The organism is Streptomyces sp. NPDC026206, from assembly GCF_040638465.1.
Lineage (GTDB): Bacteria > Actinomycetota > Actinomycetes > Streptomycetales > Streptomycetaceae > Streptomyces.
In genome coordinates this window covers 234,143-252,089 of sequence record NZ_JBEZYL010000005.1, presented here as the reverse complement: position 1 = coordinate 252,089, position 17,947 = coordinate 234,143, and the positions used below count along the sequence as shown (strand labels likewise).

At 72.4% G+C, this 17,947-nt stretch carries 12 protein-coding genes and 1 pseudogene; 5 read left to right on the top strand and 8 right to left on the bottom strand.

What is annotated here, in order from left to right:
• Nucleotides 1-70: 70 nt before the first annotated feature.
• The gene (locus tag AB0F13_RS11210) at nucleotides 71-283 is read left to right on the top strand and encodes a heavy-metal-associated domain-containing protein (RefSeq protein ID WP_362078695.1); all 213 of its coding nucleotides are present in this window, start codon (nucleotides 71-73) and stop codon (nucleotides 281-283) included.
• A 441-nt stretch (nucleotides 284-724) separates the two neighbouring features.
• Here the strand turns inward: AB0F13_RS11210 and AB0F13_RS11205 are convergent, their stop codons facing one another.
• The 5 genes from AB0F13_RS11205 to AB0F13_RS11185 all read right to left on the bottom strand — a co-directional run bounded on the left by AB0F13_RS11205 (nucleotide 725) and on the right by AB0F13_RS11185 (nucleotide 7,873).
• Nucleotides 725-2,014, bottom strand: coding sequence for a citrate synthase (locus AB0F13_RS11205; RefSeq protein WP_362078692.1), 1,290 nt, complete (start codon nucleotides 2,012-2,014; stop codon nucleotides 725-727).
• Between the two features lie 187 nt (nucleotides 2,015-2,201).
• A complete protein-coding gene (locus tag AB0F13_RS11200) occupies nucleotides 2,202-4,412 on the bottom strand; it encodes an ATP-dependent RecD-like DNA helicase (RefSeq protein ID WP_362078689.1) in 2,211 nt (736 codons plus the stop codon).
• Nucleotides 4,413-4,743: 331 nt separating this feature from the next.
• Complete coding sequence (locus AB0F13_RS11195; protein ID WP_362078686.1) at nucleotides 4,744-5,577, bottom strand: sugar phosphate isomerase/epimerase family protein; 834 nt, start codon at nucleotides 5,575-5,577, stop codon at nucleotides 4,744-4,746.
• Entirely contained in the window at nucleotides 5,574-6,725 is a 1,152-nt protein-coding gene (locus AB0F13_RS11190; RefSeq protein ID WP_362078683.1) for a dihydrodipicolinate synthase family protein, read from the bottom strand. Before AB0F13_RS11190 ends, AB0F13_RS11195 begins: the two co-directional genes overlap by 4 nt.
• The gene (locus tag AB0F13_RS11185; RefSeq protein ID WP_362078680.1) at nucleotides 6,722-7,873 is read right to left on the bottom strand and encodes a Gfo/Idh/MocA family oxidoreductase; all 1,152 of its coding nucleotides are present in this window, start codon (nucleotides 7,871-7,873) and stop codon (nucleotides 6,722-6,724) included. The genes AB0F13_RS11190 and AB0F13_RS11185 overlap by 4 nt, the downstream gene beginning before the upstream one ends.
• Nucleotides 7,874-7,939: 66 nt before the next feature.
• Here AB0F13_RS11185 and AB0F13_RS11180 point away from each other — a divergent pair.
• Nucleotides 7,940-8,722, top strand: a pseudogene (locus AB0F13_RS11180) (sugar phosphate isomerase/epimerase family protein); the annotation flags it as partial.
• Here AB0F13_RS11180 and AB0F13_RS11175 read toward each other — a convergent pair.
• Entirely contained in the window at nucleotides 8,604-9,578 is a 975-nt protein-coding gene (locus AB0F13_RS11175) for an EamA family transporter (RefSeq protein WP_362078677.1), read from the bottom strand. The pseudogene AB0F13_RS11180 and the gene AB0F13_RS11175 sit on opposite strands and share 119 nt — an antisense overlap.
• A 123-nt stretch (nucleotides 9,579-9,701) precedes the next feature.
• Between AB0F13_RS11175 and AB0F13_RS11170 the strand changes: the two genes are divergently transcribed.
• The 3 genes from AB0F13_RS11170 to AB0F13_RS11160 all read left to right on the top strand — a co-directional run bounded on the left by AB0F13_RS11170 (nucleotide 9,702) and on the right by AB0F13_RS11160 (nucleotide 12,119).
• On the top strand, nucleotides 9,702-10,607 hold the full coding sequence (locus AB0F13_RS11170; protein ID WP_362078674.1) for a LysR family transcriptional regulator: 906 nt from the start codon (nucleotides 9,702-9,704) through the stop codon (nucleotides 10,605-10,607).
• 59 nt (nucleotides 10,608-10,666) lie between these two features.
• Complete coding sequence (locus AB0F13_RS11165; RefSeq protein ID WP_362078671.1) at nucleotides 10,667-11,308, top strand: TetR family transcriptional regulator; 642 nt, start codon at nucleotides 10,667-10,669, stop codon at nucleotides 11,306-11,308.
• A gap of 178 nt (nucleotides 11,309-11,486) precedes the next feature.
• A complete protein-coding gene (locus tag AB0F13_RS11160) occupies nucleotides 11,487-12,119 on the top strand; it encodes a hypothetical protein (RefSeq protein ID WP_362078668.1) in 633 nt (210 codons plus the stop codon).
• Between the two features lie 13 nt (nucleotides 12,120-12,132).
• Here AB0F13_RS11160 and AB0F13_RS11155 read toward each other — a convergent pair whose 3' ends face one another.
• Nucleotides 12,133-13,563 (bottom strand): S28 family serine protease, encoded by a 1,431-nt coding sequence (locus tag AB0F13_RS11155; RefSeq protein ID WP_362078665.1) that lies wholly within the window; start codon nucleotides 13,561-13,563, stop codon nucleotides 12,133-12,135.
• Nucleotides 13,564-13,976: 413 nt separating this feature from the next.
• Complete coding sequence (locus AB0F13_RS11150) at nucleotides 13,977-17,939, bottom strand: ABC transporter ATP-binding protein (protein WP_362078662.1); 3,963 nt, start codon at nucleotides 17,937-17,939, stop codon at nucleotides 13,977-13,979.
• Nucleotides 17,940-17,947: the final 8 nt, after the last annotated feature.

Below are 17,947 nucleotides of genomic sequence, written 5' to 3'. Positions count from 1 at the left end.
ATACCCCCGGGGGGTAAAGTGCTGACGGTGCCACACGGCACGAGCACGACACATTCCGAGGAGTACGCCCATGACCACCACCGTCTACAAGGTCACCGGCATGACCTGCGGCCACTGCGAGTCCGCGGTCACCGGCGAGATCTCCGCGCTCGGCGGCGTGACCTCGGTCGCGGCGGTGGCCGCCACGGGCCTGGTCACCGTGACCACCACCGCCCCGCTGGACGACGAGGCCGTGCGCGCCGCCGTGGACGAGGCCGGTTACGAGCTCACCGGACGGGTTTGAGCCATCCGGCCCCGGCGCCACCTTCACAAAATCCCCACAAGTAGGGTCTTGCCCTTTTACGTCCCCCTGCGCCAGGAGACCTAGATCACAGGCATTGGGAGGTAACCATCATGGGGGGACATTGGTCTAACCAGGCAGTGCCGGGTCGTCTTGGGGGACGGACCGGCCACGCGTGGCCGGGGCACGTACCCGGGGAGCTTTGAGCGGCCCTCCCGTACGTACGCGTCCCGGCAGATCGCGTCCGTCCGCTCCCGGCCGGATCCCGTGGGGGGAATCCGTGCCGGGGCAGGAAGGCGCCTCGCTCCAACCCGTGGGGGGATTGGAGTCGGGGCGCTTTTCACTTGCTGGGTACACGTACGCGAAGGCGCCCCGCACCTCATCGGTGTGGGGCGCCTTCGCGCGTACGGCTGCGGGCAGCCTCCCGGCGGTGGCCGGGGAGGGTCAGCGCTGCTCGACGGGGACGAAGTCGCGCTCGACGACGCCCGTGTAGATCTGGCGCGGACGGCCGATGCGGGAGCCGGGCTCCTTGATCATCTCGTGCCACTGGGCGATCCAGCCGGGCAGCCGGCCGAGCGCGAAGAGCACCGTGAACATCTCGGTCGGGAAGCCCATCGCCCGGTAGATCAGACCGGTGTAGAAGTCCACGTTGGGGTAGAGGTTGCGCGAGACGAAGTAGTCGTCGGAGAGCGCGTGCTCCTCCAGCTTCAGCGCGATGTCCAGCAGCTCGTCGGACTTGCCGAGCGCCGAGAGGACATCGTGCGCCGCCGCCTTGATGATCTTCGCCCGGGGGTCGAAGCTCTTGTAGACGCGGTGGCCGAAGCCCATCAGGCGGACGCCGTCCTCCTTGTTCTTCACCTTGCGGATGAAGGAGTCGACGTCGCCGCCATTGGCCTGGATGTCCTCGAGCATCTCCAGCACCGACTGGTTGGCGCCGCCGTGCAGCGGGCCCCACAGGGCGCTGATGCCCGCGGAGACCGAGGCGAACAGGTTCGCCTGCGAGGAGCCGACCAGGCGCACGGTGGAGGTGGAGCAGTTCTGCTCGTGGTCGGCGTGCAGGATCAGCAGCTTGTCGAGGGCGCTGACGACGACCGGGTCCAGCTCGTACTCCGCGGCGGGCACCGAGAAGGTCATGCGCAGGAAGTTCTCGACGTAGCCGAGGTCGTTGCGCGGGTAGACGACCGGGTGGCCGATCGACTTCTTGTAGGCGTACGCCGCGATCGTCGGCAGCTTGGCCAGCAGCCGGATCGTCGAGAGGTGACGCTGCTTCTCGTCGAACGGGTTGTGGCTGTCCTGGTAGAAGGTCGACAGCGCGCTGACCACGGACGACAGCATGGCCATCGGGTGGGCGTCACGCGGGAAGCCGTCGTAGAACCGCTTGACGTCCTCGTGCAGCAGCGTGTGCTGGGTGATCTCGCCCTTGAAGCTCGCCAGCTCGTCGACGGTGGGCAGCTCGCCGTTGATCAGCAGGAACGCCGTCTCCAGGAACGAGCTGCGCTCGGCGAGCTGCTCGATCGGGTAGCCGCGATAGCGCAGGATGCCCTGCTCGCCGTCGAGGTAGGTGACGGCGGACTTGTAGGCGGCGGTGTTGCCGTAGCCGGAGTCCAGGGTCACCAGACCGGTCTGGGCGCGGAGCTTGCCGATATCGAAGCCCTTGTCGCCGACGGTGCTGTCGACCACCGGGTAGGTGTATTCGCCGTCCCCGTACCGCAGTACTACAGAGTTGTCGCTCACGTCATCCCTCACCGACGTTGTGCCTCTTCTTCGAGGTGCCCTGACTACCCCTACCTTCCCCCATTTGGACGATGTACGTGCACTCGGGGTCGGCCATAGGGCCTAAAGACGGCACTGAGTGCCGTCCAGCCTGCCCATCCTGCCCCGTTCGCCCGGATTGGTAAACCGCTCGGAGACGAACACCACCTCAGCCGCCCCCCGCGAGCCGGTGATCCAGCGCCGTGAAACGCCTGCCCGCCGAGACCGTCCGCACCGCCTGGGCCAGCGCGCGCCGCGAGCCGACGAGGACCACCAGACGCTTTGCCCGAGTAACAGCCGTATAGAGAAGATTGCGCTGCAGCATCATCCAGGCGCCGGTGGTGACGGGGATCACCACCGCCGGGTACTCGCTGCCCTGGGAGCGGTGAATGGTCACCGCGTAGGCGTGGGCGAGCTCATCGAGCTCGTCGAAGTCGTAGCCGACCTCCTCGTCCTCGTCGGTGCGCACGGTCAGCCGCTGCTCGACGGTGTCCAGCGCCGTGACCACGCCCACCGTGCCGTTGAAGACGCCGTTCTCGCCCTTCTCGTAGTTGTTGCGGATCTGGGTGACCTTGTCGCCGACCCGGAAGACCCGCCCGCCGAAGCGCCGCTCGGGCAGGTCGGGCCGCGCGGGCGTAATGGCCTGCTGCAGGAGGCCGTTGAGGTTGCCCGCACCGGCCGGCCCGCGGTGCATGGGGGCCAGCACCTGGACGTCGCGGCGCGGGTCGAGCCCGAACTTCGCGGGGACGCGTCTGGCGGCCACGTCCACGGTGAGCCGGCCCGCCTCCTCGGTGTCCTCCTCGGCGAAGAAATAGAAGTCCGTCATCCCCTGGGTGATGGGCTGCACCCCGGAGTTGATGCGGTGTGCATTGGTCACCACACCGGACTGCTGCGCCTGCCGGAAGATGCGGGTGAGCCGGACCGCCGGGACGGGGCTGTGCGGTGCGAGGAGGTCGCGCAGCACTTCGCCGGCCCCCACCGACGGCAGCTGGTCCACGTCCCCCACGAGCAGCAGATGGGCGCCCGGGGCCACGGCCTTGACCAGCTTGTTCGCCAGCAGCAGATCGAGCATGGAGGCCTCGTCGACCACCACCAGGTCGGCGTCCAGCGGCCGGTCCCGGTCGTATGCCGCGTCACCGCCGGGCTTGAGCTCCAGCAGGCGGTGCACGGTGGAGGCGTCGGCGCCGGTGAGCTCGGACAGGCGCTTGGCGGCGCGGCCGGTGGGCGCGGCCAGCACGACCTTGGCCTTCTTGGCGCGGGCCAGCTCGACCACGGAGCGCACGGTGAAGGACTTGCCGCAGCCCGGCCCGCCGGTGAGGACCGCGACCCGGCTGGTGAGCGCGAGCCGGACCGCCTCCTGCTGCTCGGGCGCCAGCTCGGCGCCCGTGCGGTCCGCGAGCCAGGCCAGGGCCTTGTCCCACTCGACGTCCCCGAAGGCGCCCAGCCGGTCGTCCTCCGCGCGCAGCAGCCGCCTCAACTGCGCGGCCAGGGCCAGCTCGGCGCGGTGGAAGGGGACGAGGTAGACCGCCGTGACCGGCTCCCCGCCGTCCGGGCCGGGGACGCTCTCGCGGACCACCCCTTCCTCATCGGCCGCCAGTTCGGCCAGGCAGTCGATGACCAGGCCGGTGTCGACCTGGAGGAGCTTGACCGCGTCGGCGATCAGCCGTTCCTCGGGGAGGAAGCAGTGGCCCTGGTCGGCGGACTGGGACAGGGCGTACTGCATCCCGGCCTTGACCCGCTCGGGGCTGTCGTGCGGAATGCCGACGGACCGGGCGATACGGTCCGCGGTCAGGAAGCCGATGCCCCACACGTCGGCCGCGAGCCGGTAGGGCTGGTTGCGGACGACGGAGATGGAGGCGTCGCCGTACTTCTTGTAGATGCGCACGGCGATGGAGGTGGAGACGCCGACGCCCTGCAGGAAGATCATGACCTCCTTGATGGCCTTCTGCTCCTCCCAGGCGGCGCCGATGGACTTCGTGCGCTTGGGACCGAGGCCGGGGACCTCGATCAGGCGCTTGGGCTCGCTCTCGATGACGTCGAGGGTGTCCGTGCCGAAGTGGCTGACGATGCGGTCGGCGATGCGCGGTCCGATGCCCTTGATCAGGCCGGAGCCCAGATAGCGGCGGATGCCCTGGATGGTGGCGGGCAGCACGGTGGTGTAGTTCTCCACGGTGAACTGCCGTCCGTACTGCGGGTGGGAGCCCCAGCGCCCCTCCAGGCGCAGCGACTCACCCGGCTGCGCGCCGAGCAGCGAGCCGACCACCGTGAGGAGATCGCCGCCGCCGCGGCCGGTGTCGACGCGGGCGACGGTGTAGCCGCTCTCCTCATTGGCGTAGGTGATCCGCTCGAGGACCCCTTCGACCACAGCCAGTTGCACCATGCCCTGACGGTACCGCCGGGGTCCGACAGAGCGTTCGGGCCTGTGGATAGTGATGATTCCGCTTGAACGGGGCCGACGGGGCCTGCATGGCCGACGGGGGATGGACGGCGGGGCCGACGGGGCCGGGGGACCGGAAACAATCCGACCGGACCGATTCGAGGGGCCCGGCCGATGGCCGGGCCCCTCGGGTTCCCCCCGGAACCGGCTTCCTCCGAATCCCCCCGGATCCCTCCCCAGGAAGCCTGATGTCCGTAACGACTCACCGGGGCGCCGAGGAGTTGCAGCGATTTCGTGGCGTTATCATTCCGTTACGTACCGTAGGAACGTCGGTTCACTGCACATGGGTCCGGTACCGGTCCAGCACTTCGGCCAGCACTTCCGCGCCCTCCCGCCCCCACAGCCCCGGATTGAAGATCTCCACCTCGGCCGGCCCCGCGTAGCCCGCCGCGTCGAGCCGTGTCCGAAACCACCGCAGGTCCACGCACCCGTCCCCCAGCTGTCCCCGTCCCAGCAGGACGCCCTCGGGCAGGGGCGTGACCCAGTCGGCGAGCTGGAAGGCCGCGATGCGGCCGCCCTCCCCCGCCCGGGCGAGCTGGCCGCCGACCGTGTCGTCCCACCACAGGTGGTAGGTGTCCACGACGACGCCGACCTGGTCCGCGGGGAAGCGTTCGGCGAGGTCGAGGGCCTGCCGGAGGGTGGAGACCACACAGCGGTCGGAGGCGAACATCGGGTGCAGCGGCTCGATCGCCAGCCGCACGCCGTACCGGGCCGCGCAAGGGGCCAGCTCGGCGAGGGCCTCGGCCACCCGCTCGCGCGCGCCGCGCAGGTCACGGCTGCCGGGCGGCAGGCCGCCGGAGACGAGCACGAGGGTGGCGGTGCCGAGGGTGGCGGCCTCCTCGATGGCGGCCCGGTTGTCGGCGAGGGCCGCAGCCCGGCCCGCGGGGTCACCGGCGGTCAGGAAGCCGCCGCGGCACAGGCTGCTGACGGCCAGTCCGGCGCCGCGCACGAGGCGGGCGGCGGCCCGGGCGCCGTACTCCCGCACCGGCTCCCGCCACAGCCCGACCGACCGCACGCCCGCGGCGGCGCAGCCCGCCACGAGCTCGGGCAGCGACCACTGGCGCACCGTCTGCTGGTTGAGGCTGAACCGTTCGGGCGGCCCGCTCACCGCTCCACCCCGTGGACCGCCAGCAGGGCGGCCATCCGGGCCTCGGCCGCCTCCGGGTCCGGAAACAGGCCGAGGCCGTCGGCCAGTTCGTAGGCCCGGGCCAGGTGCGGCAGCGTCCGCGCGGAGTGCAGGCCCCCGGCCATCGTGAAGTGCTTCTGGTGCCCGGCGAGCCAGGCGAGGAGAACGATGCCCGTCTTGTAGCAGCGGGTCGGCGGCTCGAAGAGATGCCGGGCCAGGGGCACGGTCGGGTCCAGCACCGCACGGAAGCCCTGCCGGTCACCCGCGTCGAGCAGGCGCGCGGCGTGGGCCGCGAGCGGGCCCAGAGGGTCGAAGACGCCGAGCAGGGCGTCACTGTGGGCGCGCCCGTCGCCCTCGATGAGCCGGGCGTAGTGGAAGTCGTCGCCGGTGTAGCAGCGCACACCCGCGGGCAGCCGCCGCCGCAGCGCGCGTTCGTGCCCGGCGTCCAGCAGCGAGACCTTCACTCCGTCGACCTTGTCCGGGTGGGCGGCGACGATCCGCAGGAGCGTGCCGGTGGCCGCATCCGGATCGGTGCTGCCCCAGTAGCCCTCCAGCGCGGGGTCGAACATGGGGCCGAGCCAGTGGAGGATGACGGGTCCGGCCGTCTGGCGCAGCAGCCGTCCGTAAACCTCCTCGTAGTGGTCCGGTTGTGTGGCGACGGCGGCCAGGGCGCGCGAGGCCATGACGACGGCACGGGCACCCGTCGCCTCCACGACCGCCAGCTGTTCCTCGTAGGCCGCCGCGACGGCCTCCACCGGGCCGTACGGCGGCACCAGCTGGTCGGTGCCGGCCCCGCACACGATCCGGCCGCCCACCGCCGCGGCCTCGGCGGCGGAGCGCCGGATGAGCTCGGCGGCGGCCGGCCAGTCCAGGCCCGCCCCGCGCTGGGCGGTGTCCATCGCCTCGGCCACTCCCAGGCCGTGCGCCCACAGGTGGCGGCGGAAAGCGAGCGTGGCGTCCCAGTCGAGGCCGGCGGGGCCATGGGGGGTGGTGTTGCCGAAGGGGTTCGCGACGACGTGGGCGGCCGCGAAGAGCGCCCGGCTCGTGGGAGGCGGCCCCGGCGGCACGGGCGCGGCCCTGCGGGGCTGGTAGGGGCGCAGCGCCCCGCCGGCGTCCGGCAGCCGGATCACGGCGCGGGCTCCGGCACGGCCAGCCGGCGCCCCTCGGCGGCGGAGCGGCGGGCCAGCTCGGCCAGCTGCACCCCGCGGGCGCCCGCGAACAGGTCGAAGCGCCAGGGCTCACCGAGGGCCACATGGCGCAGGAACAGCTCCCACTGCGCCTTGAAGGCGCTCGTGGGCTCCCCGTCGTCCGGCACCTCGCGCCACTGCGCGCGGAAATCCTCGCCGGCGGGCAGGTCCGGGTCCCACACGGGCCGTGGGGTGGCCGAGCGGTGCTGTGCGCGGCAGTGCCGCAGCCCCGCGACGGCCGAGCCCTCGGTGCCGTCGACCTGCAGCTCCAGCAGCTCGTCCCGGTGCACCCGCACGGTCCAGGAGGAGTTGAACTGGGCGACGGCTCCGCCCTCCAGCTCGAAGACGGCATAGGCGGCGTCGTCGGCGGTCGCCTCGTAGGCGGTGCCCCGCTCGTCCCAGCGCCGGGGGATGTGGGTGGCCAGGTGCGCCTGGACGGAGCGTACGGGCCCGGCCAGCTCGCGCAGGACGTACTCCCAGTGGGGGAACATGTCGGCCGCTATGCCGCCGCCGTCCTGGGCCCGGTAGTTCCACGAGGGCCGCTGGGCGGGCTGCCGGTCGCCCTCGAAGACCCAGTAGCCGAACTCGCCGCGCAGCGACAGCACCCTGCCGAAGAAGCCGTCGTCGGCCAGCCGCTTGAGCTTGCGCAGCCCGGGCAGGAAGAGCTTGTCCTGCACGACTCCGTGCCGCACGCCGGCCTCCCGGGCGAGGCGGGCCAGGGCGAGGGCGCCCGCGTGGCCGCCGGCGGTCGGCTTCTCGCAGTACACGTGCTTGCCCGCCGCTATGGCCCTGCGTACGGCGCTCTCGCGGGCGGCGGTGACCTGCGCGTCGAAGTAGACCTCGACGGCCGGGTCGGCGAGGACGGCGTCGAGGTCGGTGGACCAGCGCTCGATGCCGTGGCGCGCGGCGAGCCCCGCCAGCTTCCGGCCGTCGCGTCCGACGAGGACCGGCTCGGGCCACAGCGTCGTGCCGTCGCCGGTGTCGATGCCGCCCTGCTCGCGCAGGGCGAGCACCGAGCGCACGAGGTGCTGGCGGTGGCCCATGCGACCGGTGACGCCGTTCATGGCGACGCGTATGTTCCTGACCGTCATCGGCGAGTTCCTCCCGTCTTCGGCACCAGGGGCATTTCCCACCGCGTTCCGGGGAAACCGATCACCATGAAGCTGGCCTTTTCCACCCTCGGTGTGCCCGGAATGCCCCTCCATGACGTGGCGCGGCTCGCCCGCACGTACGGCTACGACGGAGTCGAGGTGCGGGCTCATCCGGAGGAACCCGTCCACCCCGGGATCTCCCCCGCGCAGCGCGCGGCGGCGGCCGTCGGCTTCGCGGAGGCGGGGGTGGAGATCCTGGCCGTGGCCGGGTACGCCCAGGTCGCCGCGGCAGGTCCCGACGAGCCGGTCCTCGCGGAGCTGGACGGGCTGGTCCGGCTCGCCGCGGACCTCGGGGCGCCGTATGTGCGGGTGTTCCCCGGCGGCGGGGAGCTGCCCGCGCCGGAGGCCGACGCGGTGGCGGCGCGCCGCCTCGCCGCGGTCGCGCCGCTCGCCGCCGACACGGGCGTCCGCGTGCTGCTGGAGACGCACGACTCGCACCGCCGGGCACAGGACGCCGTGCGCATCCTGGGGCCCGTGGGACACGGAAACATCGGTGCGCTGTGGGATGTGCTGCACACCTGGCTGGGCGGGGAGGAACCGGCCGACAGCTACCCGCCCCTCGCCCCGCACCTGGGCTACGTACAGCTCAAGGACGTCGCCTCGGCGGAGGAGACCTCGCCGCTGCCGCTGGGCTCGGGCGTGCTGCCGCTCGGCGCCTTCGTGGGGACGCTCAGCCGCGCGGGCTGGGACGGCTGGCTGTGCTGGGAGTACGAGAAGCGCTGGCACCCGCAGGCGGCCGACTTCCCTCAGCTGGCGGGGCCGGGCGCGGAGTACCTGCGGGGCCTGATCGCCGCTGCCCCGCCAATGACGTGAGGGCGACCCCGCCCACCAGCAACAGCGCCGCGCACCACCGCAGCGGGCTCACCGCCTCCCCCAGCAGCAGCGCCGCCGACGACATCCCGAAGACGGGCACCAGCAGCGTGAAGGGCGCGACGGCGGAGGCGTCGTAGCCGCGCAGCAGGAAGCCCCAGGCGCCGAAGCCGAGCACGGTGGAGACCCAGGCGACGAAGAGGACCGCCCCCACACCGTCGGCGTCCAGGGAACGCAGCGCCTCGGCGTCGGCGTGCGGCCCCTCGAAGACGAGGGAGAGCAGCAGCAGCGGAAGCACCGGGACGCAGCTCACCCAGACGATGAAGCGCAGCGCGTCCGGCGGCGCCGCCTTGCGGGTCAGGACATTGGACACACCCCACAAGGCCGCCGCGAGCACCACGAGGGCGAAGCCGGGGAGCGGGCCGGAGGTGCCCTCGTCGACGGCCGCCACCGCGATGCCGGCCAGGGCCACGCCCATGCCCAGCACCCGGGCCCGGCCCATGCGTTCGCCCAGGGCGGCCATGGCGAACAGGGCCGTGAAGACCGCCTGGACCTGGAGCACCAGCGAGGACAGCCCGGCCGGCATCCCGGTCCGCATCCCGATGAACAGCAGCCCGAACTTTCCCACGCCGAGCACCAGCCCCACTGCGATGATCCACCTCCACTTCACCGGTGGCCGGCCGGCGAAGAAGACGGCGGGCAGGGCGGCGGCCAGGAAGCGCAGCGCGCAGAACAACAGCGGCGGGAAGTGGTCGAGCCCGATGTCGATGACGACGAAGTTGACCCCCCACAGGGCAGCCACGAGAACGGCGAGGGCGATGTGCAACGGACGCATGCGAGGAGCATCACGGCTGCCGACCGTGTAGCACCAGCACACATTTCTACATGATGGGATTCAGCGATACTCAAACCAGCGATACTCAAACCAGCGATACTCGAACCACGGGAGTCGGAACGCATGTTGGACCTGTCCCGCCTGCGGGCTCTGCACGCCGTCTCGGTGCACGGCTCGGTCAGCGCCGCCGCCGTCGCCCTGGGATACACCCCCTCCGCCGTATCGCAGTCCATCACCAAACTGGAGCGGGAGACCCGCACCACCCTGCTGGAGCGCCGGGGGCGGGGGGTGGCGCTGACCGACGCGGCGGTCCGGCTGGCGCAGACCGCCCAGGAGCTGCTGGCCATGGTCGAGCGGGCGGAGACCGAGCTGGAGGAGCGGCGCGGGCTGCCGGCGGGCCGTCTGGTGGCCGGGGCGTTCGCGTCGGCCGCGCGGGGGCTCCTGCCGGGTGTGCTGGCCGCCCTCGGCCGCGAGCACCCCGCCCTGGACGCGCGCCTGGTGGAGGTCGATCCGCACCTGTCGGTGGACCTGGTGGCCCAGGGGGTGCTCGACATGACGGTCACCTTCGAGTGGGACATCACGCCCCTGCCCGCCCCGGAGGGGCTGGGGCGGGCGCGGATCGGCGACGACCTCTGCGACGTCCTGGTGCCCCGGGGCCACGCGCTGGCCGGGCGCGATCGACTGCTCCACACGGACCTCGCGCAGCAGCGCTGGATCGGCCAGCCGGCCGGCACCGTCTGCCACGACTGGCTCGTGCGCACCCTGCGCGCCGCCGGCAGCGAGCCGGACCTCGCCTACCAGGCCGCCGAGAACCACACCCAGGTCGCGCTCGTCGCGGCCGGCCTGGGCATCGCGCTCATGCCCCGGCTGGGCCGCGGCCCACTCCCGGAAGGAGTGCTGGCCGTCCCGCTCGAACCCGCTCCCGTGCGACGGCTGTTCGCCTACTGGCGCACCGGCGCCGCCCGCCGCCCGGCGATCAGTGAGACCGTGCGCCTGCTGCGCGAGCACTGGCCCGAGCGCACCGGGTGACATGTCGTTTTGATCAGTCGCTTAAACCGTATGATGAACGCTCTTCGAGAGGGCGGCACATGTCGGTGGAGACCAAGGAACGGCTGATCACCGCGGCGGGCACGGTCCTGCGTACGCAGGGGTACGGCAAGGCCAGCGCGCGGACGATCGCCAGGGAGGCCGGCGTGAACTCCGCGCTGATCTTCTACCACTTCGGCGGTGTCGACCCGCTGCTGTTCGCCGCGCTCGACCGCTCCTCCGCCGAGCGCATGGAGCGGCACACCGCCACCGTCGCCGACGCGCGCACGCTGGAGGAGCTCGCCGAGCGGGCCACCCGCATCTACCGCGACGACCTGGAAGGCGGCCACATCACGCTCCTGTCGGAGCTCGTCGCCGCCGCCGTCGCCAAGCCGGAGCTGCGCGAGGGGATCAGGGTCCGGGTCGAACCGTGGCTGGCGTTCATGGAGGAGACCCTGGAGCGCGTCATCGGCGGCACCGCGCTGGCCCGGCTGACGCCCCCGCGCGACCTGGCCAACGCCGCGGTCACCTTCTACCTCGGGGTCAACCTCTTCACCGTGCTGGACGCGGACCGCTCCCGTACCGAGTCGGTCCTCGCGATGGTCCGCCGGCTCGCTCCCCGCGCGAAGCTGCTGGCCACCCGCCCGCCCGCGCGGTTCGGCAGGGCACGCGGCTTCGGCAGGGCCCGCGGCGCCGCGGGCTAGGCCGGTGCGCGAGCGCCCTGGCCGGACGGCTCCGGCGCGCGGTCCGTCCCACGGGCGTGCTGCCGCCGGGGCAGGCGTCCGGGGCGTGCGTCACCGTCCGCAAACCCTCCCGCACGCCTGGCGTGCGCTCGTGGCCGTCCGGTAACTGTGGACGCTCGCAGGATGTCTGGGGGAGAACATGCGCCATCGCGCGCTGCCGGAGGCGCTGTTCGCGCTGGCCGTCCTGTACGGATCGTGCGCGCTGACCGGCTGCCAGGTCCCGGCCCGCGCCGGGGCGGAGAGCGTCGCCCCGGGCGAGGAGGCGGCCATGTCGCCGACGTGGCCGGGGCGCGGCGCGACGTTCCTGGGCCGGGGCTCCTGTGCCGGCCGGGGCGGGCCGGACTTCGGGGAGGTGGACTGCGCGAGCGAGCAGGCCACCGCGAGCGTCCTCGCCCGCTACTACGGCCCGCGGTCCGGCGGTCCGCGCTGCCCCGGCACCACGGACTTCGTCCTGCACATCACGGCCGTCAACACCGGTACCTCGGAGTCGGCGAGCGCCCCGGAGGGCTACGCCTGCATGCGGAACCTGCGGCCCCCGCACCCCGGCGACCCGGGCCGGGGCGGCGGCCCGCTGACGGTCACGGGCGACTGCGTGTACACCGAGCGGCGCGGGGTGGTGAAGGAGACCGCCTGCGAGGGCTCGCGGGGGCGGGCCCCGGAGTTCCGGGTGGAGGAGACGGCCGGTACCCGCGAGGACTGCCCGCCGGACACCGACCTGTACGTCCAGGTGGGCGGTGGGGCACCCGTGGGGTGCGCCCGCCGCCTCTCCTGAAAACGCGGTGCGGTTACGGCCGCAGTACGGACTTCTGCTCCACCGGCGTGCGGTCGAGCTTGGCGTCGTAGGGCGCCAGCGGCTTGGCGTGCCGGTCGTCCTTCTGCACGGCCGCGGGGGCGACGCCCGCCCAGCGCAGGACCTCGGCCGTGGCCACGGACCGTTCGTCAGCGACGAGATCGGAGATCTTGCTGCCGTGGTTGCCGCCCGGCGCGTAGAACCGGAAGTCGTGCCGGGCCTCGGCGTTACGGCCCAGGCGGAACGGTTCAGCGCTCCACGGGTCGTTCTGCCCGTAGACGAACAGCATGCGCTTGCTGTCGTCACGCACCCAGCGGTCGACGTCCGCCATCGCGCCGTTGCGGAACTTCATCGCTATGTCGCGCGGTACGTAGTTGCGCGGCTGGTATATCCCCGGGTACCGCAGCAGGCCCTTGAGGTGCGGGGACTTGAAGGTCGGGGCGCCGAGCTCGGTGCCCGCCTGGTAGTAGTACGGCGTGAACTGCTCCAGGCCCTGGTCGGTGTAGGCGTCGAAGCCGGAGATCTCGTCGATGAACTTGTAGAGCTGGTCCGTCGGCGCCTTGGTCGCGGGCACGGTCTTGCAGTCGCTCTGCAGGTGGTACTGCCAGAACGCCCACACCAGGTCGAGGACGACGTTCTCGTAGGCCTTGTCGGCGCTGCCGACGACCTTGAAGGTCTTGCCGCCCTCGTCGGCCCACTTCTGGTAGCGCGCCACGATCTCGTCGCGGCGTACGAGCGCCTCGCGCTGCACCGACTCCAGCTGCGTGCGGCAGGCCTTGTCGCCGACGCCCGCGAAGAACCGGTCGTAGGCGGAGTCCTCGTTGTTGACCACGTCGTTGGGTGCGACGTAGGCGACGGTGCCGTCCATGTCATTGGGGTAGAAGCGGCGGAAGTAAGTGGCCGTCATGCCGCCCTTGCTGCCGCCGGTGGCCAGCCAATTCTTGCCGTAGACCGGCTTGAGTGCCCGGTAGAGGCGGTGCTGGTCGCTGGCCGCCTGCCAGATGTCGAGCTTGGACCAGTCGGCCGGCTGCGGGCGGGACGGGGTGAAGAACCGGTACTCCATCGACACCTGGTTGCCGTCGACGATCCGGGCCGGCTCGCTGCGGGACGGGTTGGTGGAGACGTTGTATCCGGAGGTATAGAAGACGGTGGGCCGGTCGGTCGCCTTGTGCAGCAGCGTGAAGCGCTGCTGGAAGGTGCCCTTGGCCGGGTTCTTGTGGTCGACGGGCTGCTGATAGTTCAAAACAAGGTAGCGGTAGCCCTCGTAGGGCTTCTCCTCGACGAAACTCATCCCGGGAATCTTCAGGATGCGTTCCTTGATGTCCGGCACGGTCGCGGCGCTCGCCGCACCTGCCGTCGCGCCGCCGGCTCCGATTGCCCCTATGGACATCGTCAGCGCCAGCAGCCATCTGAGAGCCTTGCGCATGCGCCCTCCCCTGGGTTCGCAAAGGTCGCCGCGAACCTACCTGGGGCAACATCCGCCACGCCAGAGTCAATCGGTGGTGATCTTGGCGTAGCGGACGACGAGGGCGCCGTTCTTGAACGTGCGGATACGGGCTGGGGAAGCCCGCCTTGAGCCCCGGCTCGTAGGTGCCGCGCCCCATGACCACCGTGTCGAAGTCCCGGTTCCCGGGCCCGAGCCCGAGGTGCGGGCGCACATGGCCGGGCAGGGCGGCGGGGTGGCTCGCTGCGAGCGAGGCGGTGAAGTCCTCGTCCAGGACGGGTACATGAAGTCGTACTCGCCGTCCGGCCCGGCGATGCACCCGTCGAGGAGTATGGAGATGAGGTACGTGAGCTGGCGCAGGGGTCCCCGCTCCTGCGGCAAAGATCACTCCACCGTCAACCTACGGCACCCACCCGCCGGACCGGCACCGTCCCGCCCGTGAAGGCCCGCCACAACCCGGCGTACCGCCCGTCCCGCGCGAGGAGTTCGACGTGCGTACCGTCCTCCACGACGCGGCCGTGGTCGAGGACGACCACGCGGTCCGCGCGGGCGGCCGTGGTCAGCCGGTGCGCCACCACCAGGGTCGTGCGCTTGCCGGCGAGCCGGTCCGTGGCCTGGTTGACCAGCGACTCGGTCGCCAGGTCCAGCGCGGCCGTGGCCTCGTCCAGCAGCAGGATGTCGGGGGCGACCAGCTCGGCACGCGCCAGGGCGATCAGCTGCCGCTGACCGGCGGAGAGGTTGCGGCCGCGCTCGGCGACCGTGTGCAGATAGCCGCCGTCCAGCGTGGCGATCATCTCGTGCGCACCCACCGCCCGGGCCGCCGCCTCGACCTCGGCGTCACCGGCGTCCGGACGGCCGTACGCGATGGCGTCGCGCACCGTCCCAGGGAAGAGGTAGGGCTCCTGCGGGACGACGCCGAGCCGGTGGTGGTAGGCGACCGGGTCCAGCTCGCGCAGGTCGTGGCCGTCGACCAGGACGGCACCGGAGGTGGGGTCGTAGAAGCGGGCGACCAGTTTCACCAGCGTGGACTTGCCCGCGCCGGTCTCGCCGACGAAGGCGACGGTCTGCCCGGCCGGGATCGTCAGCCGGATACCGGAGAGCGCGGGCCCCTCGTCGCCGGCACCGTAGTGGAAGCGCACGTCGTCGAAGACGACCTCGCCGCTCAGCTCCCGTACCGGCCGCGGCCGCGCCGCCACCGGCGTCGTCGTCGGCTCGCGCAGCAGGCCCTGTACCCGGCCCAGGGAGACCGTGGCCTGCTGGTAGCCGTCGAAGACCTGCGAGATCTGCTGGACGGGCGCGAAGAACAGGTCGATGTAGAGCAGGTACGCCACCAGCGCGCCCGCCGTCAGCGTGCCGTCGCTCACCCGACCCGCGCCCACGATCAGCACCGCGGCCGCGGCGACCGACGACAGCAGCTGGACGAACGGGAAGTACACCGAGATCAGCCACTGGCCGCGCACGCGCGCCTGCCGGTAGGCCGCGCTGCGCTCGGCGAACCGGCGGGCGCCGGTGCCCTCGCGGCGGAACGCCTGCACGATGCGCAGGCCGGCGACGCTCTCCTGCAGATCGGCGTTGACGACGCCGACGCGCTCGCGGGCGAGCTCGTACGCCTTGACGCTCTGCCGCCGGAAGTAGAACGTGCCGAGGACGAGCGGGGGCAACGTGGCGAGGACGACCAGGGCCAGCTCCACGTCGATGACGAGGAGCGCGACGAGGATGCCGAAGAAGCTGAGAACGGAGACGACGGCGGTGACCAGGCCGGTCTGCAGGAATGTCGACATGGCGTCGACGTCCGTCGTCATCCGGGTCATGATCTTGCCGGTGAGCTCGCGCTCGTAGTAGTCCAGGCCGAGCCGCTGCAGCTGGGCGAAGATCTTCACGCGCAGCGCGTACAGCACGCGTTCGCCGGTCCGCCCGGTCATCCGCATCTCGCCGATCTGCGCGGCCCACTGCCCGAGGACGACGAGCAGCGCGAGCGCGGACGCCGCCCACACGGCGCCCAGCGCCATGCGCTGGACGCCCTGGTCGATGCCATGCCGGATCAGTACGGGCAGCAGCAGACCCGCGACCGCGTCGACGGCCACGAGCAGCAGGCTGACGAGGAGCGGCGCCCGGAACCCGCGCAGCAGCTGCCGCAGACCGTACGACTCCTCGGGGCGCGCGGCCCGCTCCTCCTCCACGTCGGGGGTGTCGTCGGCGGGCGGCAGGGCGTCCACCTTGGCGAGCAGCTCGGGCGTGGCCGGCATCCCGGCGAGCACGCCGTGCCCGTGCCCGGGAACGTCCGGGCTCTCCCTGCGCACCCACAGGGCGGGCGTGACGCCGTCGACGACGGTGCGGCCGCCCTTGCCGGGCGTGCGGTCGCGCCGGGTGTCCATGGGGTACCCGGCCGGCCCGGTGGCGGCCGCCTCGCCGCCGAAGGCCCCGGCGAGCACCGGTTCCGTGAGCGCCCCGTCCCGGCTGACCAGGGGGCCCGAGCCCGCTTCGCCACCGGCCGTCAGCTGTCGCCGCGGGCCGTCGGCCGCCGTCCCCGCGGGCCCGCCCGGGCCGTCGGGTGCGGGCGGCGCGGGCGCGGGTGTGCCCGTCCCCACGGCCCCCGCGGGATCCTTGGCGACGCCCGCCAGCTCCTCCGGGTCCGTCAGGAGGCGCCGGTACAGCTCACAGCGGCCCTGAAGCTCGTCGGCGGTGCCGATGTCGGCGAGCCGGCCGCCGTCCAGCACCGCGATCCGGTCGGCCAGCGCGAGCGTCGAGGCGCGGTGGGCGATGAGCAGCGTCGTACGGCCGGCCATGACGCCGCGCAGGGCCTCGTGGATCTCGTGTTCCACGCGCGCGTCGACCGCCGACGTCGCGTCGTCCAGGAGCAGCAGCCGCGGGTCGGTCAGGATCGCCCGGGCGAGGGCGATGCGCTGGCGCTGGCCGCCGGAGAGGCTCAGGCCCTGCTCGCCGACCTCGGTGTCGTAGCCCTCGGGCAGGGCGCTGATGAACCCGTCCGCCTGCGCGGCCCGTGCCGCGGCCCGTATCTGCTCGTCGGTCGCGTCCGGGGCGCCGTAGGCGATGTTGTCGCGGACGCTGTCGGAGAACAGGAAGCTGTCCTCGGGCACGAGCCCGATCGCGGCGCGCAGCGAGGAGAGCGTCAGCTCGCGTACGTCCTGGCCGCCGATCCGCACGGCACCGGAGGTCACGTCGTAGAAGCGCGGCAGCAGGAGGGCGAGTGTGGACTTGCCGCTGCCGGAGGCGCCGACCACGGCCACCGTCTCGCCGGGCTCGACACGCAGGGTGAGGCCGTCGAGGACGGGGCGCTGGGGGTCGTAGCCGAAGGTGACGTGGTCCAGCTCGACCGTCGCGGGGGCGTTCGCCGGCAGCTCGCGCGCCGCGGCGTGCTCCTGTACCACCGGCTCGGTGTCGATGAGCTCCAGGACGCGCTCGACGCCCGCGCGCGCCTGCTGACCGACGGTCAGGACCATGGTCAGCATGCGCACGGGTCCCACGAGCTGCGAGAGATAGGTCGAGAAGGCGACGAACGTACCGAGCGTGACCTGTCCGCGCGTGGCCATCCACCCGCCGAGCGCCAGCATGGCGACCTGCCCGAGGGCGGGCACGGCCTGCAGCGCGGGGGTGTAGCGGGAGTTCAGCCGGACCGTGCGCAGCCGCCCGGCGAAGAGCCTGCGGCTGACCTCACGGAGCTTCCCGGCCTCCTGCGCCTCCTGCCCGAAGCCCTTGACGACGCGGACGCCCGTCACGGCGCCGTCCACGACGCCCGCGACGGCGGCGGCCTGGCCCTGGGCGTACCAGGTGGCGGGGAAGACCTTGGTGCGGCTGCGCTGGGCGAGGAACCAGATGGCCGGGGCCACGGCGAGCGCGACGACGGTCAGCAGCGGCGAGAGGACCGCCATCACGATGAGCGAGATGACGAAGAGGAGGATGTTGCCGATCATCATCGGCAACATGAACAGCAGGCCCTGGATCAGCTGGAGGTCGCTGGTCGCGCGGCCGACGACCTGGCCGGTGGAGAGCTCGTCCTGCCGCTTGCCGTCCAGGCGGGCGAGGCTGGCGTACATCTCGGTGCGCAGGTCGTGCTGGACGTCGAGCGCGAGCCGGCCGCCGAAGTAGCGCCGGACGTAGGTCAGGGCATAGACGACGACCGCCGCGACCACCAGGAGGACGGCCCAGGGCGCCAGGGGGCGCTGGTGGGAGCCGATGACGTCATCGATGATCAGCTTGGGTATGAGGGGGACGAGCGCCATGACGGCCATGCCGGCGAGGGAGGAGCCCAGCGCCAGCAGTACCGTGCCGCGGTACCGCCAGCAGTACGACGTGAGCCTCCTGGCCCACCCCTGACCGGTTGTTTCCGTCGCCGCCACCCGAGACC

Coding starts and splice junctions, on each gene's coding strand:
- AB0F13_RS11210 (WP_362078695.1), top strand. CDS start 71: ATGACCACCACCGTCTACAAGGTCACCGGCATGACCTGCGGCCACTGC.
- AB0F13_RS11200 (WP_362078689.1), bottom strand. CDS start 4,412: ATGGTGCAACTGGCTGTGGTCGAAGGGGTCCTCGAGCGGATCACCTAC.
- AB0F13_RS11185 (WP_362078680.1), bottom strand. CDS start 7,873: ATGACGGTCAGGAACATACGCGTCGCCATGAACGGCGTCACCGGTCGC.
- AB0F13_RS11175 (WP_362078677.1), bottom strand. CDS start 9,578: ATGCGTCCGTTGCACATCGCCCTCGCCGTTCTCGTGGCTGCCCTGTGG.
- AB0F13_RS11170 (WP_362078674.1), top strand. CDS start 9,702: ATGTTGGACCTGTCCCGCCTGCGGGCTCTGCACGCCGTCTCGGTGCAC.
- AB0F13_RS11165 (WP_362078671.1), top strand. CDS start 10,667: ATGTCGGTGGAGACCAAGGAACGGCTGATCACCGCGGCGGGCACGGTC.
- AB0F13_RS11160 (WP_362078668.1), top strand. CDS start 11,487: ATGCGCCATCGCGCGCTGCCGGAGGCGCTGTTCGCGCTGGCCGTCCTG.
- AB0F13_RS11155 (WP_362078665.1), bottom strand. CDS start 13,563: ATGCGCAAGGCTCTCAGATGGCTGCTGGCGCTGACGATGTCCATAGGG.